23 protein-coding genes are annotated in these 21,035 nt (G+C 56.1%); 21 read left to right on the forward strand and 2 right to left on the reverse strand.

Annotated elements, in window-relative coordinates; translation table 11 throughout:
• The first annotated feature begins 130 nt into the window (after window positions 1-130).
• The 7 genes from argH to FKN99_RS04720 are packed head-to-tail and all read left to right on the forward strand — an operon-like array spanning window position 131 to window position 6,167.
• Window positions 131-1,534 carry an argininosuccinate lyase gene (gene argH / locus FKN99_RS04690; RefSeq protein WP_172116838.1) on the forward strand — a complete coding sequence of 468 codons (1,404 nt, stop codon included), beginning with the start codon at window positions 131-133 and terminating at the stop codon, window positions 1,532-1,534.
• Window positions 1,531-1,653 (forward strand): LPS translocon maturation chaperone LptM, encoded by a 123-nt coding sequence (lptM, locus tag FKN99_RS04695; protein WP_087110450.1) that lies wholly within the window; start codon window positions 1,531-1,533, stop codon window positions 1,651-1,653. Before argH ends, lptM begins: the two co-directional genes overlap by 4 nt.
• A gap of 23 nt (window positions 1,654-1,676) precedes the next feature.
• Window positions 1,677-2,948, forward strand: coding sequence for a diaminopimelate decarboxylase (gene lysA, locus FKN99_RS04700; RefSeq protein ID WP_172116839.1), 1,272 nt, complete (start codon window positions 1,677-1,679; stop codon window positions 2,946-2,948).
• Window positions 2,948-3,781 (forward strand): diaminopimelate epimerase, encoded by an 834-nt coding sequence (gene dapF / locus FKN99_RS04705; RefSeq protein WP_172116840.1) that lies wholly within the window; start codon window positions 2,948-2,950, stop codon window positions 3,779-3,781. Before lysA ends, dapF begins: the two co-directional genes overlap by 1 nt.
• Before the next feature lie 34 nt (window positions 3,782-3,815).
• Window positions 3,816-4,526: a DUF484 family protein gene (locus tag FKN99_RS04710; protein WP_087110456.1), complete on the forward strand. Its 711-nt coding sequence runs from the start codon at window positions 3,816-3,818 to the stop codon at window positions 4,524-4,526.
• A complete protein-coding gene (locus FKN99_RS04715; protein WP_172116841.1) occupies window positions 4,519-5,430 on the forward strand; it encodes a tyrosine recombinase XerC in 912 nt (303 codons plus the stop codon). Before FKN99_RS04710 ends, FKN99_RS04715 begins: the two co-directional genes overlap by 8 nt.
• Entirely contained in the window at window positions 5,427-6,167 is a 741-nt protein-coding gene (locus FKN99_RS04720; protein ID WP_172116842.1) for an HAD family hydrolase, read from the forward strand. The genes FKN99_RS04715 and FKN99_RS04720 overlap by 4 nt, the downstream gene beginning before the upstream one ends.
• On the opposite strand, the gene yihA is transcribed toward FKN99_RS04720, so the two are convergent.
• Window positions 6,156-6,809: a ribosome biogenesis GTP-binding protein YihA/YsxC gene (gene yihA / locus FKN99_RS04725; protein ID WP_172116843.1), complete on the reverse strand. Its 654-nt coding sequence runs from the start codon at window positions 6,807-6,809 to the stop codon at window positions 6,156-6,158. The two genes, FKN99_RS04720 and yihA, sit on opposite strands and share 12 nt — an antisense overlap.
• Window positions 6,810-7,135: 326 nt before the next feature.
• Here yihA and FKN99_RS04730 point away from each other — a divergent pair, with 326 nt between their 5' ends.
• The 8 genes from FKN99_RS04730 (at window position 7,136) to dtd (ending at window position 13,716) form a co-directional block, all read left to right on the forward strand.
• On the forward strand, window positions 7,136-7,765 hold the full coding sequence (locus FKN99_RS04730; protein ID WP_406565418.1) for a c-type cytochrome: 630 nt from the start codon (window positions 7,136-7,138) through the stop codon (window positions 7,763-7,765).
• A gap of 97 nt (window positions 7,766-7,862) precedes the next feature.
• Window positions 7,863-8,495 (forward strand): thiol:disulfide interchange protein DsbA/DsbL, encoded by a 633-nt coding sequence (locus FKN99_RS04735; RefSeq protein WP_172116845.1) that lies wholly within the window; start codon window positions 7,863-7,865, stop codon window positions 8,493-8,495.
• A 27-nt stretch (window positions 8,496-8,522) separates the two neighbouring features.
• Window positions 8,523-9,347 (forward strand): endonuclease/exonuclease/phosphatase family protein, encoded by an 825-nt coding sequence (locus FKN99_RS04740; RefSeq protein WP_087110470.1) that lies wholly within the window; start codon window positions 8,523-8,525, stop codon window positions 9,345-9,347.
• Window positions 9,348-9,482: 135 nt separating this feature from the next.
• Complete coding sequence (locus FKN99_RS04745) at window positions 9,483-10,031, forward strand: TRAP transporter small permease subunit (RefSeq protein WP_087110472.1); 549 nt, start codon at window positions 9,483-9,485, stop codon at window positions 10,029-10,031.
• Window positions 10,031-11,446: a TRAP transporter large permease gene (locus FKN99_RS04750; RefSeq protein WP_087110474.1), complete on the forward strand. Its 1,416-nt coding sequence runs from the start codon at window positions 10,031-10,033 to the stop codon at window positions 11,444-11,446. The genes FKN99_RS04745 and FKN99_RS04750 overlap by 1 nt, the downstream gene beginning before the upstream one ends.
• Before the next feature lie 8 nt (window positions 11,447-11,454).
• Window positions 11,455-12,276 (forward strand): bifunctional hydroxymethylpyrimidine kinase/phosphomethylpyrimidine kinase, encoded by an 822-nt coding sequence (thiD, locus tag FKN99_RS04755; protein ID WP_172116846.1) that lies wholly within the window; start codon window positions 11,455-11,457, stop codon window positions 12,274-12,276.
• Between the two features lie 111 nt (window positions 12,277-12,387).
• Window positions 12,388-13,233 (forward strand): universal stress protein, encoded by an 846-nt coding sequence (locus FKN99_RS04760; RefSeq protein WP_172116847.1) that lies wholly within the window; start codon window positions 12,388-12,390, stop codon window positions 13,231-13,233.
• A 45-nt stretch (window positions 13,234-13,278) separates the two neighbouring features.
• A complete protein-coding gene (dtd, locus tag FKN99_RS04765) occupies window positions 13,279-13,716 on the forward strand; it encodes a D-aminoacyl-tRNA deacylase (RefSeq protein ID WP_172116848.1) in 438 nt (145 codons plus the stop codon).
• A gap of 34 nt (window positions 13,717-13,750) precedes the next feature.
• Here dtd and FKN99_RS04770 read toward each other — a convergent pair whose 3' ends face one another.
• The gene (locus tag FKN99_RS04770) at window positions 13,751-15,709 is read right to left on the reverse strand and encodes an ATP-binding cassette domain-containing protein (protein ID WP_172116849.1); all 1,959 of its coding nucleotides are present in this window, start codon (window positions 15,707-15,709) and stop codon (window positions 13,751-13,753) included.
• A 30-nt stretch (window positions 15,710-15,739) separates the two neighbouring features.
• Here FKN99_RS04770 and FKN99_RS04775 point away from each other — a divergent pair, with 30 nt between their 5' ends.
• From FKN99_RS04775 to FKN99_RS04800, 6 genes are all read left to right on the forward strand, one after another.
• Window positions 15,740-16,312: a TIGR02444 family protein gene (locus FKN99_RS04775; RefSeq protein ID WP_172116850.1), complete on the forward strand. Its 573-nt coding sequence runs from the start codon at window positions 15,740-15,742 to the stop codon at window positions 16,310-16,312.
• A gap of 168 nt (window positions 16,313-16,480) precedes the next feature.
• Entirely contained in the window at window positions 16,481-17,494 is a 1,014-nt protein-coding gene (locus FKN99_RS04780; RefSeq protein WP_172116851.1) for a TRAP transporter substrate-binding protein, read from the forward strand.
• 282 nt (window positions 17,495-17,776) lie between these two features.
• On the forward strand, window positions 17,777-18,355 hold the full coding sequence (locus FKN99_RS04785; RefSeq protein WP_172116852.1) for a TRAP transporter small permease: 579 nt from the start codon (window positions 17,777-17,779) through the stop codon (window positions 18,353-18,355).
• Window positions 18,356-18,385: 30 nt separating this feature from the next.
• Window positions 18,386-19,669: a TRAP transporter large permease gene (locus FKN99_RS04790; RefSeq protein ID WP_172116853.1), complete on the forward strand. Its 1,284-nt coding sequence runs from the start codon at window positions 18,386-18,388 to the stop codon at window positions 19,667-19,669.
• Between the two features lie 21 nt (window positions 19,670-19,690).
• Window positions 19,691-20,134, forward strand: coding sequence for a universal stress protein (locus tag FKN99_RS04795; RefSeq protein WP_172116854.1), 444 nt, complete (start codon window positions 19,691-19,693; stop codon window positions 20,132-20,134).
• A gap of 218 nt (window positions 20,135-20,352) precedes the next feature.
• Window positions 20,353-21,033 carry an FKBP-type peptidyl-prolyl cis-trans isomerase gene (locus FKN99_RS04800; protein ID WP_172116855.1) on the forward strand — a complete coding sequence of 227 codons (681 nt, stop codon included), beginning with the start codon at window positions 20,353-20,355 and terminating at the stop codon, window positions 21,031-21,033.
• The last annotated feature ends 2 nt before the right edge of the window (window positions 21,034-21,035 follow it).

Genomic DNA, 21,035 nt, shown 5'->3' on the forward strand with positions numbered 1-21,035 from the left:
ATAAGTGCTCGGCGGGCCAAACGCCATTATTCTGCAAATGTGGGCGGCCCGAACTCAAGCCATAAGCGCAATGACTCTGTTACACTTTCCGCCATCGACTCTTTTGTTTTGTCAGCAGGATATACCTCCGATGAGCCAAGCTACGAATCAGTCCTGGGGCGGTCGCTTCAGCGAGCCTACCGATGCCTTTGTGGCGCGTTTTACCGCGTCTGTCACCTTTGACCAGCGCCTTGCGCGCCAGGATATTCAGGGCTCTATTGCCCACGCCACCATGCTTAGCCGCGTAGGCGTGCTGACCGGCGAAGAACGCGACGCGATTATTAACGGTTTGACCGAAATTCAAGGTGAAATCGAGCGCGGCGAATTTAACTGGTCGGTGCCGCTTGAAGACGTCCACATGAATATCGAAGCACGCCTGACCGACAAGATCGGTATCACTGGCAAGAAGCTTCACACCGGTCGTTCGCGTAATGATCAGGTAGCGACCGACATCCGCCTGTTTATGCGCGACGAGATTGACGTCATTGAGGTGGAATTAAAGCGCCTGCGCGAAGGTATGATCGAGCTTGCCGACCGCGAAGCCGATACCATCATGCCCGGCTTTACCCACCTGCAAACCGCCCAGCCGGTCACCTTTGGTCATCATCTGCTGGCTTGGCAGGAAATGCTCGCCCGTGACCATGAGCGCCTGCTGGATTGCCGTAAACGCGTTAACGTACTGCCGCTGGGCGCCGCTGCGCTGGCGGGTACTACGTACCCGATTGACCGCCACGTCACCGCAGAGCTGCTGGGCTTTGATCGCCCGGCGGAAAACTCGCTGGATGCCGTATCGGATCGCGACTTCGCGATTGAATTCACCAGCTTTGCCAGCATCTTGATGATGCACCTGTCGCGCATGAGCGAAGAGTTGGTGCTGTGGACCAGCGCCCAGTTTGACTTTATCGACCTGCCTGACCGCTTCTGCACCGGCTCTTCCATTATGCCGCAGAAGAAAAACCCTGACGTGCCGGAGCTGGTACGCGGTAAAACAGGCCGCGTATATGGTCATTTGATGGGCCTGCTGACGCTGATGAAGTCGCAGCCGCTGGCCTACAACAAGGATAATCAGGAAGATAAGGAGCCGCTGTTTGACGCGGTGGATACGGTGCGCGACTGCTTGAAAGCGTTCGCGGATATGGTGCCTGCCATTGAGCCGAAAAAAGACAGCATGTATGAAGCGGCGCGGCGTGGGTTCTCTACCGCCACCGACCTTGCCGACTACCTGGTCCGTAAAGGTGTTGCCTTCCGCGATGCCCATGAAATCGTCGGTCAGTCGGTTGCTTACGGCCTGAAAACCCAAAAAGATCTCTCGGAAATGAGTCTGGAAGAGCTTCAACAGTTCTCCTCTATCATCGAGCAGGATGTTTTTGACGTACTGACGCTGGAAGGCTCGGTGGCCGCGCGTAATCACATTGGCGGTACGGCGCCCAATCAGGTGCGTGCCGCAGCACAGCGTGCCCGCGAGGCGCTCTCGTTACTGCAGGGTCAGGCATGAAAACATTAGCGCTTATCGCGATCATCGCTTTATTCGTCGCGGGTTGCGGTCAGAAGGGACCGCTTTACCTGCCCGACGATAACTCACCCGATAACGGTGTGGCCGAACAGGCTGGGTAAGCGGCTGCAGGAGAGACGACATTATGGATCATTTTAACTACCGCGACGGCGTGCTTTACGCCGAAGATGTGCCGCTTTCGCAGATTGCCGCAGAGCACGGCACGCCCTGTTACGTTTATTCCAAGGCAACGTTTGAGCGCCACTTTCGCGCTTACACCGAAGCGCTTGGCGGCCATCCGCATTTGATCTGCTACGCCGTTAAAGCCAACTCTAACCTGGCGGTGCTGGGCCTGCTTGCAAGGCTAGGCGCTGGGTTTGATATTGTCTCGGTCGGTGAACTTGAGCGTGTATTAACCGCCGGTGGCGACCCCGCAAAAGTGGTGTTCTCCGGCGTTGCCAAGCAGCCCCATGAAATGGCCCGCGCGCTTGAGGTGGGCATCAAGTGCTTTAACGTCGAATCCCGCCCTGAGCTGGAGCGCTTAAACGCTGTAGCGGGGGAACTGGGTAACGTTGCCCCGGTTTCGCTGCGCGTTAACCCGGACGTGGACGCGGGCACTCATCCGTATATCTCCACTGGGCTTAAAGACAACAAATTTGGCATCGCGGTCGATGACGCGCTTGAGGTTTACGAGCTGGCCGCCAGCCTGCCGAATCTTCAGGTGAAGGGGTTGGATTGTCATATTGGTTCGCAGTTGACTGAAACCGCTCCGTTCCTGGACGCACTGGATCGGCTATTGATGCTGATGGAGCGCCTGCGCGAACGGGGTATCGAGATTGATCATTTGGATCTGGGCGGCGGTTTGGGCGTGCCTTACCGGGATGAAACGCCCCCGCAGCCGTTTGATTACGCAAGCCAGCTGTTAGCTCGCCTGTCGCGCTGGAAAGGCGGCGAAAATCTGACGCTGCTGTTTGAACCAGGCCGCTCTATTGCCGCCAATGCAGGTGTCATGTTGACGCGGGTTGAATTCCTGAAGCCCGGCGAAACCAAGAACTTCGCCATTGTTGATGCGGCCATGAATGACCTGATTCGCCCGGCGCTGTATCAGGCGTGGCAGGCTATCGTGCCGGTGGACACCCGTGAAATTCGCCCAAGTGCGGTGTATGACGTGGTCGGCCCGGTGTGCGAAACCGGCGATTTCCTGGGTAAAGAGCGTGAGCTTGCGATTGCTGAAGGCGATCTTCTGGCGGTACGTTCAGCAGGTGCTTACGGCTTTGTCATGGCGTCCAACTACAACAGCCGCCCGCGTCCGGCCGAGCTAATGGTCGATGGCGATACGTGTCACGTGGTGCGGCGTCGGGAAACGGTCGAAAGCCTTTGGGCGGGCGAAGCGCTGCTGCCGGAAGGAGCGCGCTAATGCTTCTGCATTTCACCAAAATGCACGGCCTGGGCAACGACTTTATGGTCGTTGATCTGGTAACCCAGCGTGCCCGGCTGCGTGAAGAACATATCCAGCAGCTGGCCGATCGTCGCTTTGGGATTGGTTTTGATCAACTGCTGGTGGTTGAGCCGCCCCGCAACCCCGAGATGGACTTCCGCTACCGTATTTTTAATGCCGACGGAAGTGAAGTGGAGAACTGTGGCAACGGCGCTCGCTGCTTTGCGCGCTTTGTGCGCGACCAGCGCTTGACCCACAAGCATGAGATTCACGTAGAAACAGCCGGTGGCCCGCTGGTTTTGCACGTACAGCACGATGGCCTTGTGCGTGTCGATATGGGGCGGCCGCGCTTTAGCCCGGCAGCACTGCCCTTTGAAGCCCCAGGCGACCAACCATTACACGAACTTGAGGTCGACGGTGAAACGCTTCACATCGGTGTGGTATCCATGGGTAATCCCCACGCGGTATTGCAGGTGGAAAGCGTTGAGCGCGCCCAGGTTGAGCGTTTTGGGCCGTTGATGGAAGCGCACCCTCGCTTCCCCAAGCGTGTTAACGTGGGCTTTATGCAGGTTCTTTCGGCTAACCAGATTCGTCTGCGGGTATTTGAGCGGGGCAGTGGCGAAACGCTTGCTTGTGGTACCGGTGCGTGCGCCGCCGTTGCTAGCGGAATCCGCCAAGGCATCCTGAAAAGCCCGGTGAACGTTCACCTGCCCGGCGGCGAGCTGACGATAGAGTGGCCCGACCCGGAAGCGTCCCTGATTATGGTCGGCCCGGCTACACGCGTTTTTGATGGTCGCGTAGCACTTAATTGATAGTGACGCGTAACTGACTACAAGGAGAACGGCGATGTCTCAAGCCCCTGAACCGCGCAAGACGCTCGATCCAGACCAGGTAGCATTTTGGCTTGCCCGGCATCCCGATTTTTTTGTAGGCCGTGAAGGGTTGTTGCAGCAGCTTAAAGTACCGCACCCGCATATTGATGGTGCGGTATCGCTTCTTGAGAGGCTGGTGCTGGACTTGCGTCAGCGGGCGGAAAAGGCCGAAGATCGCCTGGAGCATTTACTGGAAACCGCTCGGCACAACGAAGCTCAGTATCGGCGCCTACGGGAAACCCTGATGGCGCTGGTCGAAGCGGATAGCCGTGACGCCTTGGCGCAAGCCCTGGCGACTCAGCTAAACGAGCGCTTTGATACGCCCGCGATGGCGCTTTGGTGCCCGGCGTCGTTAAGCGATAGCGAACCCACCATGCCCCAGCCTCCGCGCCATGTGCTGGACCAGCACGCCAGTACACGTTTGGCCGCATTGCTGGACGGTAAAACCAGCCGCTGTGCCAAGTTAAGCGTTAGCGACTGGAAGTGCCTATTGCCGCATACTAAAGCGCCACGTAAAGCGGGCTCCTGCGCTATCTCGCGCCTCTCGGCGGGCGAGTCGCTGGGGTATCTGCTACTGGCAAGCCCCAACCCTGACTGCTATCGCGCCAGCATGGATACGCTGTTTACCGAGTATCTTGGGGATATCGTGGCACGGCTTTTAATTCGCTTGGAAACGTATGGCTGAGTCGCTTCTTGCCGCAGCGGTGGCACGCTATATCGGCGCGCTAGGCCAACATGCAAGCCCGGCAACCGTCGCCGCCTATCAGCAGGATTTAAACGCCCTGTGCCGGTTTGCCGAGCAGCGCGAAATACAGGACCCAGCGCTGCTGGATACGGCGCTGCTGCGCACTTTTCTAGGCACAGAGCGCAGCCGTGGGCTTGGCGCACGCAGCCTTGCACGACGCCGAGCGGCGCTTTCGCGCTTTGCCGATGACTTGGTCAAGCAGGGAATTCTTGCCGATAACCCGGTCGCGCTACTGCGCACGCCTAAACAACCCAGCCACTTGCCGCGCCCGGTCGATGTGGATGCATTGGCCCATTTTCTGGATAGCCCGCATGATGGCTCACCCTTGGCCGTACGCGACCAGGCCATGCTGGAGCTTTTTTACTCCAGTGGTTTGCGCCTGGCAGAACTTGCCGCGCTGGACCTTCACGATCTGCAGACCAGCCGCGTACGTGTGATAGGCAAAGGCAGTAAGCCACGCCAGGTGCCTGTCGGGCAGCGCGCCCAGCACACCCTGGCGGAGTGGATTGCCTGCCGGGCAACCATGGCACCAGAGGGTGAAACGGCGCTTTTTGTGGGTCAGCGTGGGGCGCGGCTGGGGCATCGAGCCATTCAAAAACGTCTTGCCCAACTCTCTGTTAGCCGGGGCTTGCCCGAGCACTTGCATCCTCACCGGTTGCGCCACTCGTTTGCCAGCCATTTGCTTGAATCAAGCCAGGATCTGCGTGCGGTTCAGGAGCTGTTAGGCCACGCAAACCTCTCCACCACCCAGGTATATACTCGGCTCGACTGGCAGCATTTGGCGACCAGCTATGACGCCGCCCACCCACGCGCCAAGCGCCGCCCTTCTGGAAACACACCATGACCGCACTAGCAGCTATCACGTTTGATTTAGACGATACGCTTTGGGATAACCAGGGCGTGATGCTACGCACGGAGGAGGGGCATTACGGCTGGTTACTTGAGGCGCTGAGTATCTGGCGCGCTACGCGTCAAGAGGCGCCGCTGTCGCTGGATTATGAGGCGGGCGTGGAGGACTATTTACAGCGCCGCCAGCAGTTCGCTAAAGATGTGCCCGAGCGGCGCGGCGACTTTACCTGGCTACGTCTGCGCGCTCTGGAGGCGCAGCTGGAAGCCGAGGGCCTGCCCCGGAGTGCGGCCATTTTGTGGGCGGCAGCGGCCATGAACGAGTTTCATCGCCTGCGTATCCAGGTTTCTCCGCATCCGGAAGCGGCGGGCCTGCTTTCCGCGTTAGGCGAGCGCTACCAGCTGGCGGCCATTACCAACGGCAATATTCATTTAAAGCGTCAGCCGTTGGCGGCGTATTTTCCGGTGGCGATTGCTGCAGGCGAGCTTCTGGCGCCCAAGCCGGAACACACGCCCTTTCTAACGGCGCTTTCAAGGCTTAATGTCACGCCCGAGTGCGCGATGCACGTCGGCGACTCGTGGGAAGAGGATATCTTACCGGCTCAGCAGCTGGGCATGTATGCGGTGTGGGTCTCAAGCGACCAGAGCCAGGCGCTGCCGCCCAGGGTACACCGCATCGCACATATTAAAGAGCTGCCGGGTATATTGGATAAGCTGGACGGTTCAGTGGCCTGAGGTGTCTTCCGGTGGCGTATGCAGCCACTGGTCAAGCTTTTGCGAAAGTGTATCGACGCCCTGGCGCTTGAGTGATGAGAAAAGCTGAACTGACACCAGGTCTTCCCACTCTTTTAAGCGAGAACGGACTTTTTGCAGCGAGGCACTTGCCGGGCCTTTTTTCAGCTTGTCGGCCTTGGTTAGCAGAATATGTACCGGCATATTGCGCTGGTCGGCATAGCTCAGCATCATCTGGTCAAACTCGGTCAGCGGATGGCGAACGTCCATCAACAGCACCAGCCCGCGTAGGCTAAAACGACCCCGCAGGTAGTCAGACAAATGCTGTTGCCACTCGATTTTGACGGCTTCTGGCACTTTCGCATAACCGTAGCCTGGAAGGTCGACCAGACGCCGCGCCTCGTCGTTCATGACGCTGAAAAAGTTGATCAACTGCGTACGCCCTGGCGTGCGCGAAGTGCGGGCGAGGCCGTTCTGTTGCGTGAGCGCGTTGATGGCGCTCGATTTGCCCGCGTTAGAGCGTCCTGCAAACGCCACTTCAGCACCCGTATCGTCAGGGCAGGTAGCCAGTGTCGGGGCGCTGATAACAAATTTGGCGGTAGGGTAGTTCAACCGAGCGACGGGGCTATCTTGAGGGGTGGACATGGAATGAATCCTGAAAATCGAACCTATAAAACAGTCTGCGTTAACCACGCGTATAATGACATGGCACGCCGCACTGCGACGAATTGCCCCGTCAGTCAGGTCAAGCATTGTGCTAAAAAGCGGTGATACCTGTGACCTGGGGCGTTAGTGTACCACTGGGCTTAAGCCAACAGCGACTAATCGGTAGGTTGAGCACCCTATTTGACATGCCAGATAGCGCCCACCGTTTTGAATAGCGTAGCCCTTGAATCGCATAGTGAGTCGTTATTAGAACCGTCCTTAGAGTCATCATGAGCGTCGTTATGAACGTCTTTACGAAAATCTGTGTGAAAGCAACGCTGGCAAGCCTGGCGGCTGCTTTAAGTGCCCCCGTTATTGTTTCTGCGCAGCCTGCTGACCCGCAAGCAACGGATATCACCGCCGGTCAACAGCGCGCGCAAACGTGTGCGGCTTGTCATGGGCAAACGGGCATCAGTCCGGCCAGTGCGTTTCCGCATTTAGCGGGGCAGCAAGCCTCTTACCTGGCCAAACAGATTAGAGATATTCGTGATGGCGAGCGGGTGGTTGTGCAAATGACAGGCATGGTTGACGACTTTTCTGACCAGGATGCCTGGAACGTTGCCGCCTATTATGCCGCCCAGGAGGCTAATCTGGGCCATGCCAATGCGGAAGACGAGGCGCTATTGGCACGCGGAGAAGAGATTTATCGCGCAGGGGTGCGCTCGCGTGGTGTGCCTGCCTGCAGCGCATGCCATACGCCCACGGGTGGCGGTATTGGCAGCGCCGTTTACCCGGCGATTGCTGGTCAGTACCCCGCCTATACGATGACAGCGTTACACGCGTTTGCTAGCGGTGAACGAACGAACGACCCAAGCGGTAGCATGCACGATATTGCGACTCGGCTAAGCGAGGAGGATATGCAGGCCGTGGCTAACTACCTCTTTGGTTTACACTAAGTTGTATCCTGAAAATGAATGCTCTTTCCTATCGGTGAGGGAACCTGATAGCGTTAGAGATAGTCCTATCTTCGCTTATCCCTTGGAGAATTGTCGCATGTTCAAAACGTTATTGGTTGCCCTGACCGGTTTAGGCCTTTCAGCATCTGTCAGTGCTCAGGAATTGGTAGAAGGTAAAGACTATACGCTGCTTGATTCACCGGTCGCGACTCAGGTCGATGAGGATCACATCGAAGTGACCGAAGTGTTCTGGTTCGGCTGCCCTCACTGCAACCGCCTTCAAGCACCCATCACTGAATGGTACGAAACACTGGATGATGACGTAAGTATTGTGCATATGCCCGCTGTCATGGGCGGAAACTCCAATGTTCACGCGACGGCTTTTTATGCTGCCGAGTCGCTAGGCATTGAAGACGATTTGCATGCTGATTTCTTTACGGCGATTCACCAGGATGACCGCGCGTTAACGGATGCTGACGATATTGCCGACTTTTTTGCCGATTATGGTGTCAGTGAAGACGATGCCAAAAAATCCTTAACTTCGTTTGGCGTACGCAGCGAAGTTAACAACGCCCACGGTCGTATTCGTGAAATGCGCTTGATGGGTGTGCCCGCGCTGGTGGTTGATGGCCGTTACGTTATTACCCCCAGCACCGCAGGCAGCCTTGAGAATATGCCGCAAGTGGCAGAAGCACTCATCGAGCGCGTGCGTACTGAGCGCGCGCAGTAAGGTGTAAGGGCATGGGGTGATAAGCAGATGGTCAATCTGACAACAGTGAATCAGCCGGGCAAGTTATCGTCCCTGCTAGAAACGGGGCACCTTCGCTTGCTGACGTTTAATTTGCAGGTGGGCATCCAAACGTCTGCTTATCATCACTACTTTACCCGCAGTTGGCAGCACTTCTTGCCGAACCCTCAGCGCGTTAAACGTCTGGATATTATGGGCGATGTGTTGAGTCAGTTTGATGTGGTGGGGCTTCAGGAGGCCGATGGCGGCAGTTTTCGCTCCAGTCGTATCAATCAGGTGGAGTACCTGGCCGCCCAGGCCGGGTTTCCGCATCACTTTAAACAGTTAAACCGTAATCTGGGGCGTATCGCCCAGCACAGTAACGGCCTGCTTTCGCGTCTGACACCTACGAAAATTGAAGAGCACCGTTTGCCCGGTACGTTACCTGGTCGCGGGGCCATTCACGTACGTTTTGGCAACGGACCGGATGCGTTACATATTTTTATTGCTCACTTGGCGCTTAGCCAGCGTGGGCGTGGGCGTCAGCTTGACTACTTGAGTGAAATTATTGAGCCGCTACATCACGTGGTGGTGATGGGCGATCTCAACTGCACGCCGGATCAGTTGCACGCCCATCAGCGGTTTAGCGCCTCGCTGCCGCTTCATCCGGTTAAACCGCTATTGAGCTATCCCTCGTGGCAGCCACGACGTGCGCTGGACCATATTCTGCTCTCGCAAACGCTGGAGGCCGCTGAGGTGCGGGTAATGGATCATCTGTTCTCTGATCACCTGCCTATTGCCGTTGATCTACCGTTACCTAACGCCTGTCTATTGGCGATTGAAAACGCCAACTAACGCTTAAGGCCGCCAAACGGGTGAATATGTGCGTTTTAAGCCGCTTTAACCGGTAGATAATTGCCTGTTTAGGGATGACGTTCGGCCTGGAATCAGCGATGATTCCAGGCCGTTTCTTTGTGTAGGACATTTAACATGCACGCCAATGCTCATGAGCCGCGGTTGCTCCGCTGGCTCGACTGCGTGACGGAGAGAGTTGGCCGGGCCATTGCCTGGCTGGTTGTGATCATGATGCTGGTTCAGTTCGCCATCGTTGTCATGCGTTACGCCTTCGGTATGAACAGTATTGTGATGGAAGAGTCGGTAATGTATATGCATGCCGCCGTATTTATGCTGTGCGCTGGCTGGACGCTGCGTCACGAGGGCCATGTGCGGGTGGATATCTTTTATCGGCGCATGTCCGACCGCGGCCGTGCCTGGATCGATCTTCTCGGTACGCTGTTTTTACTGATCCCGGTGATGCTATTTATTGCGATCACGAGCTTTCACTACGTTTACAGCAGCTGGTCGATCATGGAACGCTCCGCCAATGGCGGTATTCCTGCCGTCTTTCTACTCAAGTCAATGATCCTGGCGATGGTGGCGCTGATGCTTCTCCAGGCGGTAGCCCAGTTAATCCGCAAAATATTGATCATTCGCGGCAAACTGCCTGCGCCTATTTCTGAGCATGAGGAGATCATCTAGTGCTGGCGACTCTATTGGAAGGTATGCCGCTGATACTATTCGCCACGGTTTGCGTTGTTTTAATGCTGGGGTATCCGGTGGCGCTGTCGCTGGCGGGCACTGCGCTGGCATTTGCCGGGTTGGGGTGGTTGCTTCAGTCGATGGGCGTTGCGGTGCCGTTTGAAGCGCGCTGGATGAACTCCATGCCCAACCGAATTTACGGCATCATGACCAATAGCACCCTGCTGGCGGTGCCTTTATTTGTGCTGATGGGCGTTCTGCTTGAGAAGTCCAAGGTCGCTGAAACACTGTTAGACGCGATGACCATGGCGTTTGGCGCTCTACGTGGGGGGTTGGGCATTGCCGTGGTGTTGGTCGGTATGTTGCTGGCCGCGTCTACCGGTATTGTGGGGGCCACGGTGGTCACCATGGGCCTGCTCTCGCTACCTACGATGCTAAAGCGTGGCTACTCGCCTGCGCTTGCGACCGGTACTATTTGTGCGACCGGAACGCTTGGTCAGATTATTCCACCGTCCATTGCGCTGGTGTTACTGGGCGACGTGCTCAACAACGCCTACCAACAGGCCCAGCTTGCCATGGGCGCCTGGAGCCCGAAAACGCTTTCCGTAGGGGATCTGTTTGTTGGCGCACTGGTGCCCGGACTGATACTGGTGGTTGCATATATCATCTACTTACTAATGGTGGCGTGGCTTAAGCCGGGCGCCGCTCCTGCCGCTGATCGTCAGGCGTTGATGCAAGAGCTTGGGCATACCGGCAGTATCTGGCCGTTACTCATAAAAGGGCTTTTACCCCCGGTACTGCTGATCGTTGCCGTGCTGGGGTCTATTTTGGGTGGCATTGCGACGCCCACCGAGGCATCCGCCGTGGGCGCGTTTGGTGCCTTGCTGCTGGCCGCCTTTAATCGCCAGCTGAGTGTTCCCATGCTGCGCGAGGTGGTGTACTCCACCGCTAAAGTCACCAGCATGGTGTTTTTAATCCTGATTGGGGCGGCACTGTTTTCGCTGGTTTTCCGTGCCTTCGGCGGTGAAGAGCTGGTGACCCACCTGTTTGAAGCGATGCCGGGGGGCGTTGTAGGCGCCACGATCGTGGTCATGCTGGTGATCTTCCTGCTTGGGTTTATCCTCGACTTTATCGAAATTACCTTTGTTGTGGTGCCGATTGTCGGCCCGGTTCTGCTGGCCATGGGCGTTGACCCCATTTGGCTAGGTATTATGATCGCCGTTAACCTGCAAACCTCGTTTTTAACGCCGCCGTTTGGGTTTGCGCTCTTTTACCTGCGGGGCGTAACGCCACAAAGTGTGCCGACCTCCGCCATCTACCGAGGCGTCATTCCGTTTATTCTCCTGCAACTGGGAATGCTATTGGCGCTGGCGCTGTTCCCCGAGCTTGCCACGTGGCTACCGTCGGTTATTTAGGAAACCCCATGACACGAAATGTAAATGTACTGACGATTGCAGGCTCTGATCCCTCCGGTGGCGCAGGGCTGCAGGGTGATTTAAAGACGTTCTCGGCGCTGGGCGTCTATGGCACCAATGTGATTACGGCGGTGATTGCGCAAAATACTTGCGGCGTTTCCTCGGTCTATCCGATATCCCCCCAGGCGATCCGTGAGCAGTTGGAAACCCTGTTGGACGATGTGGAGCTGGATGCCGTCAAGATTGGCATGGTCGCAAGCCAGGATGTCGCTGACGTGATTGCTGATGTACTGCGCAAGCGCCGCCCACGCTGGATAGTGCTTGATCCGGTGATGGTCGCCAAAAGTGGCGATATTTTGGTAGACGATGTGGGGATTCGGGCGGTACGCGACATTCTGGTACCGCTGGCCGATGTGATCACACCTAACCTGCCGGAAGCCGCTGTGCTGCTGGATACCGCCTCACCTACGAGCCTGGACGCCATGGAAGCCATGTTGCCTGGCTTGGCCCAACTGGGCGCGCCTTATGTCGTGTTAAAGGGGGGGCACCTGCGTGGCGAGACATGCCCTGACTTGCTGGCAACGCCGGATGGTCACGAGTGGCTACCTGCGTCACGTATCCAAACAGAGAATTTACACGGCACTGGCTGCGCCTTGTCATCCGCTATTGCGGCCTGCTTGGCAAAGCTGCCCATGAATGCGCCTGCCCATGCCCCCGCTGCGGCTATTAGCGATGCTAAACGGTGGTTGCATGCTGCTCTTGAAGCCAGCGTTCAACTAAGCGTTGGCAAGGGGCGCGGGCCGGTGCACCATTTTCATGCCTGGTGGTAATGCGCTACACGCTAAAATGAATCGTTAGCTTGCGGGATATGGCTTCGCCCACCATGCTGAAGGGTGTCTGTGAAACGACTGCCTGGATGCTTGTCTGAGGAGCGTTATGCCATGACCCGCACGTTTGTGTTTGCCACTGACCTCTCTGCTGAAAATCGCGCTGGCTTTGCGCGCGCCTTGCGCCTTGCTTATACGCACAACGCCCATCTGGATGTTCTGCATGTGCTGGACCCCCATCTGCCGCATCGGCTACTGCAAACAGTAGAGCAAGCGATCAATGAAGATATTGGCGCCACGTTGACCGATATTCGTGAAGACTACGCGCTGGAAGCCCCCAAGACCGTGGTGCAAACCGTTACCGGCGAACCCCATGTTGAAATTGCACGCAAGGCCCATGAAGAGCAGGCCAGGCTGATTGTACTGGGGATGCACCGCAAGCGTGGCCAGAAAGCGCTGTTGGCGGGCACCACGCTAATGCGCGTCGTACGCAATGCGCCGTGTCCTGTGGTGATTACCCAGTACACGCCCACCCAGCCCTGGCAGCATATTGTGATACCCGTTGATGCCTGTTTGAGCGCTCGCCACATGCTAAAACAGACGCTAAGCCACTTTCCCGATGCAAAGCTAACACTGCTGCATGCCTGGACAGTGCCCGGTGAAGAGGCTCTGGGTTCTGAGGTCACTTTCGCTCAGTGGCGTGAGCAGGAAGTGGCGCGCCTGCGGGAGGCATTAAAACACCAGATTGATGAGCTGGTGCGCGAGCTCGACGATGCCCCCGATATTGAGCTGGTGCTTGAACCCGGCACGCCGTGCGAGGTGACCCAGGGCTATATCAGGTACCACTCGCCTGACCTGGCGGTGATGAGTAGCCGTAGCCAGCCTTTTCACGCCAGCCAGCTAACGCAAGCGCTGCTCAGCGAGCCCCACTGCGACCTGATGTTATGCCGCGCCTGGTGACGTGAATAGGTACACTAGGCGCTGATATCGTCAGGAGAAGCGCAAGTGAAAGTACTGATACAGCGTGTGAGCCAGGCAAGCGTCAGTGTCGAGGGGCAAACGGTGGGTGCTATTGAGCAAGGGTTATTGGCACTGGTGGGCGTTGAGAAGGGCGACACTGACGCCGCCGTTGAGAAAATACTTCACCGACTTTTGCACTACCGTGTCTTTAGCGACGCCGAGGGCAAAATGAACCTCAATCTCCAGCAGGTAGACGGTGGCTTGCTGCTGGTATCGCAGTTTACCCTGGCCGCTGAAACCCATAAGGGCCTGCGCCCGGGCTTTTCCAGCGCCGCGCCCCCGGCCGAAGGTGAACGGCTGTTTAATGCGTTGGTCAGCCAGGCCCAGTCGGCCTGGCCGAAGGTGGCCACCGGCCAGTTTGGTGCCGATATGCAGGTGGCGCTGGTTAACGATGGCCCGGTGACGTTCCTGCTGGAAAGCTAACTATTTGGTTTCGCAGAGTACAAACATCCTGGTACTAAGCGTTTTCGCTGGCCAACAGTTCGGCTTCCATGGCTTCCAGCGACTCTTCCGCTGCTAGCCACTGCTGCTCGGAACTGTCCAGGCGGGCCTTGATGGTGGCTTGCTGGGCCAGCGCATCGGTAAGCTCGGCCTTGCGGCTGCTGTCGGTATAAAGCTCGGGGTCGGCCAGTACAGACTCTACGTCTTCCAGTTCGGCCTGGGCTTTTTCCATGGCTTTTTCAGCCTGGTCGCGCTCCTTTTTCAGCGGGCGCAGTTTTTCGCGCAGTTCGGCGGCCGCCTTGCGCGAGGCTTTGCGCGCCTCGCGGCTATCGCCACTGGGCTGCTGGTTCTGGCGCTCGGCTTTTTCGCTACGCGAATCGCGGCGACTCTCTTCAAGGCGCGCTTTTAACCACGAGCGATAATCCTCAAGGTCGCCATCAAACGGCTCAACCCGATTGTCCGCCACGCACCAGAACTCATCGACCGTAGCACGCAGCAGGTGGCGGTCGTGGGATACCAGAATTACCGTGCCTTCAAAACCGGCCAGTGCCTCGGTAAGCGCTTCGCGCATTTCCAGATCCAGGTGGTTGGTGGGCTCATCCAGCAGCAGCAAGTTGGGCTTTTGCCAGGCGACCAGCGCCAGTGCCAAACGGGCTTTTTCACCGCCTGAGAAAGTAGCCACTTTGCCAAAGGCGTCATCGCCTTTAAAACCAAAGCCGCCCAGAAAGTTGCGAATCTCCTGGTCGCTGGCTTTAGGTGAAAGGCGCTGGACATGCACAAACGGGGTAGAGGTAACATCCAACCCTTCCAACTGGTGCTGAGCAAAGTAGCCAATTGCTAGATGCTCACCGGGAACGCGCTTGCCGTTTAGTAGCTCAAGCTCGCCGGTCAAGGACTTGATCAGCGTTGATTTACCCGCACCGTTAGGCCCCAGCAGGCCAATACGGCTGCCCGGCAGCAGGGTAATATTGACCTTGTCGAGCTGAACGGTGTCGCGCTCTTTACCCCGATAGCCCAGCTGGGCCTGATCAAGTACCAGCAGCGGGTGCGAGGTTTTATCGGCGGCCGGTAGCGTGAAGTGAAAGGGCGAATCGACGTGGGCGATGGCAATATCTTCCATACGCTCCAGCATTTTTACCCGGCTTTGCGCCTGCTTCGCTTTGGTTGCCTGAGCTTTGAAGCGGGCAATAAAGCGCTCAATCTCTTCCCGGCGGGCCTGCTGCTTGGCGGCTTCGGCTTGTTGCAGGGCTAGCTTCTCGGCTCGCGTTCGCTCAAAGAGGGAGTAGTTGCCCCGATAAAGCTCAAGCGTCTGGTGATGCATGTGCACTATGTGGTCACATACTGCATCCAGAAAATCGCGGTCGTGGGAAATCAGCAGCAGGGTGCCCGGGTAGCGGCTTAGCCACTGCTCCAGCCACAGCAGCGCGTCAAGGTCCAGGTGGTTGGTGGGCTCATCCAGCAGCAATAAGTCAGAGGGCATAAACAGCGTACGCGCCAGGTTAACGCGCATTCGCCAGCCGCCTGAAAAGTCGGAAAGCGGACGGGAAAGATCTGGCTGGAAAAAGCCAAGCCCAACCAGTAACTGGGCGGCGCGAGACTCTGCACGGTAGCCATCCAGGGTTTCGATTAGCCCGTGAAGCTCGGCTTCGCGGTGCGCTTCGCCCGCCTCCTGGGCGGCGAGCAGTTCGGCTTCAGCTTGGCGCAGGGCCTTATCGCCATCCAGCACATATTCGATAATTGGCCGATCAAGCGCTTCAACTTCCTGGGCCATATGAGCGATGCGTTGCCCACCGCTCATTTCAACATCGCCCTGGTCGGGGCCTAATTCACCCAGCAGGAGCTTGAAAAGGCTCGATTTACCAGCGCCGTTTGCCCCGATAATACCCGCCTTGATACCGTCGTGCAGGGTCAAGTCGGCGTTCTCGAGTAGCGTTTGCGTGCCGCGTTGCAGGGCGACTTGGCGCAGTGCGATCATGCTCTCTCCCAATGAAAAGTGGGTAAACCAATGCTCGATTCTAACCGATTGCGCCGCCTGGAGCAGATGCCATTATGGGATTTTGCTCTCTCGTTTTATAAAGCCCCCGGCGTTGAAGACGCCTGTCTGACGCTACAGGACACATTAGGCGTCGATGTGTGCGAACTATTATTTCACGGCTGGCTGTTTGTGAATGGGCTTGAAGCACGCCCAGAAGCGCTGGCGTCACAGCGTGAGCAGCGTCAGCTATGGCAGCGTGAGACCACAGAAGTGCTGCGTCATTTACGCCGCACGTTAAAGCCCCAGGCACTACACAGCGCCTCTGTTTCCGCTCTGCGTAAAACGATTCAGCAGGCTGAGCTGCAGGCCGAACGTGAAAACCTTCAACGTTGGCAAAGGTGGGCGATCGAAAATTCTGGCAGCGACCAGCGATTAACAAACTGCGCGTTGTTTTCGAACGATAGCGAAAAATGGCTGCAAGATAAGCTGTTTTTTGCCGAACTTGACAAGGGTTGCCAGGGTGAGCCAAGCGCGCGCGAAAGCGTAGTTAACGCTTGGCAAACCCTGGCAGCCCGGCTTGACCACTTCGAGTCACCGCGCTAGCCTGAGAATAAGCTGCTTTTGAATAATCTTTCGTTATGCGTCCGCTGACCCACAGCAATGGATAACGTTTTTGCGTGTCAGCGAATGTTAAAAAGCGAATGTAAAAAAACAAAGGCAGAATTTTTGCGCACTCGTACGGCGCGCTAACCACTGCAAGGGGAACATCGCATGAAGGCAAGCAAGTTAGTAACGACGGCTAGCGTTGGCGCACTGTTGCTGGGCATGACCGCGGCTGCCCAGGCAGACAACTGGCGCTACGCTCACGAAGAGTACGAAGGTGATGTACAGGATGTGTTCGCCTACGCATTCAAAGAGTATATCGAAGATAATTCCGACCACACCGTTCAGGTTTATCGCTTTGGCGAACTGGGCGAGTCTGACGACATCATGGAGCAGACTCAAAACGGCATTCTCCAGTTTGTTAACCAGTCACCGGGCTTTACCGGCGCGCTGATTCCAGAAGCTCAGATTTTCTTTATTCCTTACCTTCTGCCTACCGATCAAGATACGGTGCTAACGTTCTTCGACGAAAGCGAAGCGATTAACGAGATGTTCCCCGAGCTTTACGCTGAGCAGGGTCTTGAACTTCTTAAGATGTACCCAGAAGGCGAAATGGTGATTACCACCGATGAGCCGGTCAGCTCGCCCGAGGATCTGCAGAACAAGAAAATCCGTACCATGACCAACCCGCTGTTGTCAGAAACCTACAGCGCGTTTGGTGCAACACCCACGCCACTGCCGTGGGGTGAAGTGTACGGTGGTCTGCAAACCGGGATTTTGGACGGCCAGGAAAACCCGATCTTCTGGATCGAGTCGGGCGGTCTCTATGAAGTCTCTCCGCACCTGACGTTTACCGGCCATGGCTGGTTCACCACCGCCATGATGGCGAACCAGGACTTCTATTCAGATCTTTCTGAAGAAGACCAGCAGCTGGTTCAAGATGCCTCTGAAGCTGCTTATGACCAAACCATGGAGCACATCCAGGGCCTGGCCGACGAAGCACTGGAGAAAATCCAGGCGGCTTCTAGCGATGTGACCGTTACGCGTCTGAACGAAGAGCAGATCCAGGCGTTCCGTGAACGGGCGCCACAAGTGGAAGAAACCTTCCTCGAAATGACGGGTGAGGGTGGCGCCGAGCTGCTGGAGCAGTTCAAAGCCGACCTGGAAGCCACAAACCCGTAATGTTGAGTTGCCGTTTAAGGCAGAAAGGGTGACTCATATCAGGGGCAGCCACGGCTGCCCCTTTTCTATTGTTTATCGATACCTTTAAGGGGAGCAACGTTGGTGGATAGTAGCCCCATACAAAAGGCGAAAAGCTTGAGTACCCCCTACGCTAAACGTATGTCGGTACTGCTCTCTCACCCTTCAACTTTGAACGTGGAATAACCTTGATGACTAGCATGTTATTGGCCGTTGCTAGCCATCGTCATGCCGCTAAACATGCCGTTAAAAAGGAGTCCGGCCATGACCGATGAAGAATCCGAAAAGAGCTATCATTCTGGTTTACCCGGCGTGTTGGGAGTGATCGACACTGCAATTAGCAAAATCGAGTCAGTGATATTGGCGCTAGGGGTTTTGCTAATGGCGCTGAATACGGTCACCAATGTGATTGCCCGCTTTGTATTTGGCAATAGCATCATGTTCTCCGGTGAATTAAACCGCATTTTGATCATCATGATTACGTTTGCTGGTATTGGCTATGCGGCGCGCCATGGGCGTCATATACGCATGTCGGCAATTTACGACGCTTTACCGGTGGGTGGGCGTAAAGCGTTGATGATCTGCATTTCGCTCGTCACCTCTTTCATTATGTTCTTCCTGTTTTACTACTCGATCGTTTATATCCTCGACTTGTATGGCAAAGGACGCGTGCTGCCTTCGTTAAGTTTGCCGGTCTGGATAATTTACCTATGGGTGCCGATGGGCTTTTTCATCACTGGTATTCAGTACCTGCTAACCGCCATTAAAAACCTCACGAGTCGGGATGTGTATCTCTCAACGGGTGTGGTCGATGGTTATAAAGATACCGAAACTGAAGTTTGATGCAGGGCATCGTATCCTGAGGAAAGAGCTATGACGACAATAATGATAGTCACCATGATTGCCCTGCTACTGCTGGGCTTTCCCATGATGGTGCCGCTCATTGCAGCGGCGATCATCGGTTTTTACATGATGTTTAACGGCTTCGGCCAGATGGATACGCTGATTCAGCAAATGATGGCAGGCATACGACCAGCCTCGCTGATCGCGGTACCCATGTTCATTTTAGCGGCCGATATTATGACCCGCGGCCAATCGGCTAACCGTTTGATCGCGATGGTAATGTCGTTTATCGGCCATATTAAGGGCGGGCTTGCGGTCAGTACGGCGGCCTCTTGTACGTTGTTTGGCGCTGTTTCAGGTTCAACCCAGGCAACCGTGGTTGCGGTGGGTTCGCCGTTGCGGCCCAAAATGCTTAAAGCCGGCTACTCCGACTCCTTTACGCTGGCGCTGATTATTAATGCCAGCGATATCGCTTTTTTGATTCCGCCGAGTATTGGCATGATCATCTACGGGGTCGTGTCGGGCACATCGATTGGTGAGCTGTTTATCGCCGGTATTGGCCCCGGCCTTCTGATTCTGTTGATGTTTTCAGCCTACTGTATTACCTACGCCATCGTTAAGGATGTACCGACCGAGGCGAAAGCCAACTGGAGAGAGCGTGGCGTTGCGGTTCAAAAAGCGCTCTGGCCGCTGGGTTTCCCGGTTATTATTGTCGGCGGTATTTATGGCGGTATTTTTAGCCCTACGGAGGCTGCCGCAGCGTGTGTGCTGTATGCGGTGCTGCTGGAATTTGTGGTGTTTCGGTCCCTCAAGATGGCCGATATCTACACGATTGCCAAATCTACCGGCTTGATTACCGCTGTGGTGTTTATCCTGGTAGCCGTCGGTAATAGCTTCTCCTGGATTATTTCCTTCGCTCAAATTCCCCAAACGATCCTGGAAGCCGTAGGCGTGAATGATGCCGGGCCGACCGGCGTCTTGATCGCGATTTGTATCTCCTTCTTTATCGCCTGCATGTTCGTTGACCCTATCGTGGTTATCCTCGTGCTTACGCCTATCTTTGCCCCTGCCATTGCCGCAACAGGACTCGACCCGGTACTGGTCGGCATCTTGATTACCCTGCAGGTGGCGATTGGCTCGGCCACACCACCGTTTGGCTGCGACATCTTTACCGCGATTGCGATCTTTAAGCGGCCTTACTGGGAAGTTATTAAAGGCACGCCGCCGTTTATCTTTATGCTCATTCTGGCGGCCGCGCTTCTCATCGTGTTCCCGCAGATTGCGCTGTTTCTACGCGACCTGGCGTTCCGCTAGCCTTCCATTAAGGAGAACTGCATGTTTAACCGCATTTTAGTCCCAGTGGATGGCTCGAAAGGCGCCATTAAGGCGCTCGATAAAGCAGTAGGGTTACATCTGCTAACGGGCGCTGAGCTCTATTTCTTGTGCGTATTCAAGCACCACAGCCTGCTTGAGGCGTCACTTTCCATGGTACGCCCCAATCAGTTGGATATTCCCGACGATGCGTTAAAAGAGTACGCCACCGAGATCGCTATACACGCGAAAAACCATGCCATTGAGCAAGGCGCGGACAGCACGAGCGTGCGTGCTTTTGTTAAAGGAGGTCGGCCTTCACGTACCATTGCACGCTTCGCCTGGAAGCGAGAGTGCGATTTGATCGTGATTGGTGCTCAAGGCACTAACGGCGAAAAGAGCATGCTGCTGGGCAGTGTATCTCAGCGGGTGGCCGGTGCGGCGCATTGTCCCACCTTGGTGGTGTAGCTTCGTTGTAGACACTGCGGCTGGCGTAAGCGTGCTTCACAAGGTTAAACCTCTTGGTAAAAGCGAGGTCGTACCAAGCGTAGCTACATCTTAACTATGGTTTTAACTACGGTCGTAACAACAGCGCCCGTTTCAGGTAGATACACCCTGAAGCGGGTGTTAGGCTTTGAAGCACTTAATATCTGGCGTATTGCGCCGTCGAATAAGGTTACTTTTTTATGAAAACACTGCTCTCCTCAACGGCTCTGACAGGTCTGCTTTTAGTGGCACCGTTTGTTGCTGCGGCCCCTGAAACTGACGATCAGCGCCTTGCCTACAGCCTTGGGGTTACGCTGGGTGAAAGCATGAAAGCGGATATCGGCGACCTTGACCTGGATGCGTTTAACGACGGCATGCGTGATGTGTTCGAGGACAATGAGTTGGCGCTCGACGAAGAGCAAATGGTTGAGGCCATTATGGCCTTCCAGGAGCGCTCTTTGGAGGCGCGTGAACAGGAAGCCGCTGAGATCGGCCAGGCAAACCTCGAGGAAGGCGAAGAGTTCCTGGCAGAAAACGCCGAGCGTGAGGGCGTAGAGGTGACGAATTCTGGCCTGCAGTACGAAGTGCTTGAGTCGGGCGATGGTGCAACGCCCGGGCCTGAGGACACTGTTGAGGTGAATTACGAAGGCATGCTGCTAGATGGCACGATATTCGACAGCTCGTTTGAGCGCGGCGAGTCGGTTAGCTTCCAGGTCAATCAAGTTATTGAAGGCTGGCAGGAAGGCCTGCAGATGATGAGCGTTGGCGATAGCTGGATGCTGTATATCCCTGCTGACCTGGCCTACGGCGAAAACGGCCAAGGCCCGATTGGCCCCAATGAAATGCTCACTTTCCGGGTTGAACTGTTAGGCGTTGAATAATC

The organism is Halomonas hibernica (assembly GCF_013183775.1).
In the GTDB taxonomy this organism is placed as follows: Bacteria; Pseudomonadota; Gammaproteobacteria; order Pseudomonadales; family Halomonadaceae; genus Vreelandella; species Vreelandella citrativorans.

Coding starts and splice junctions, on each gene's coding strand:
- argH (WP_172116838.1), top strand. CDS start 131: ATGAGCCAAGCTACGAATCAGTCCTGGGGCGGTCGCTTCAGCGAGCCT.
- FKN99_RS04780 (WP_172116851.1), top strand. CDS start 16,481: ATGAAGGCAAGCAAGTTAGTAACGACGGCTAGCGTTGGCGCACTGTTG.
- FKN99_RS04775 (WP_172116850.1), top strand. CDS start 15,740: ATGCTCGATTCTAACCGATTGCGCCGCCTGGAGCAGATGCCATTATGG.
- FKN99_RS04745 (WP_087110472.1), top strand. CDS start 9,483: ATGCACGCCAATGCTCATGAGCCGCGGTTGCTCCGCTGGCTCGACTGC.
- FKN99_RS04770 (WP_172116849.1), bottom strand. CDS start 15,709: ATGATCGCACTGCGCCAAGTCGCCCTGCAACGCGGCACGCAAACGCTA.
- thiD (WP_172116846.1), top strand. CDS start 11,455: ATGACACGAAATGTAAATGTACTGACGATTGCAGGCTCTGATCCCTCC.
- FKN99_RS04760 (WP_172116847.1), top strand. CDS start 12,388: ATGACCCGCACGTTTGTGTTTGCCACTGACCTCTCTGCTGAAAATCGC.
- FKN99_RS04735 (WP_172116845.1), top strand. CDS start 7,863: ATGTTCAAAACGTTATTGGTTGCCCTGACCGGTTTAGGCCTTTCAGCA.
- FKN99_RS04720 (WP_172116842.1), top strand. CDS start 5,427: ATGACCGCACTAGCAGCTATCACGTTTGATTTAGACGATACGCTTTGG.
- FKN99_RS04800 (WP_172116855.1), top strand. CDS start 20,353: ATGAAAACACTGCTCTCCTCAACGGCTCTGACAGGTCTGCTTTTAGTG.
- lptM (WP_087110450.1), top strand. CDS start 1,531: ATGAAAACATTAGCGCTTATCGCGATCATCGCTTTATTCGTCGCGGGT.
- lysA (WP_172116839.1), top strand. CDS start 1,677: ATGGATCATTTTAACTACCGCGACGGCGTGCTTTACGCCGAAGATGTG.
- FKN99_RS04715 (WP_172116841.1), top strand. CDS start 4,519: ATGGCTGAGTCGCTTCTTGCCGCAGCGGTGGCACGCTATATCGGCGCG.
- FKN99_RS04785 (WP_172116852.1), top strand. CDS start 17,777: ATGACCGATGAAGAATCCGAAAAGAGCTATCATTCTGGTTTACCCGGC.
- FKN99_RS04740 (WP_087110470.1), top strand. CDS start 8,523: ATGGTCAATCTGACAACAGTGAATCAGCCGGGCAAGTTATCGTCCCTG.
- yihA (WP_172116843.1), bottom strand. CDS start 6,809: ATGTCCACCCCTCAAGATAGCCCCGTCGCTCGGTTGAACTACCCTACC.
- FKN99_RS04795 (WP_172116854.1), top strand. CDS start 19,691: ATGTTTAACCGCATTTTAGTCCCAGTGGATGGCTCGAAAGGCGCCATT.
- dapF (WP_172116840.1), top strand. CDS start 2,948: ATGCTTCTGCATTTCACCAAAATGCACGGCCTGGGCAACGACTTTATG.
- FKN99_RS04710 (WP_087110456.1), top strand. CDS start 3,816: ATGTCTCAAGCCCCTGAACCGCGCAAGACGCTCGATCCAGACCAGGTA.
- FKN99_RS04790 (WP_172116853.1), top strand. CDS start 18,386: ATGACGACAATAATGATAGTCACCATGATTGCCCTGCTACTGCTGGGC.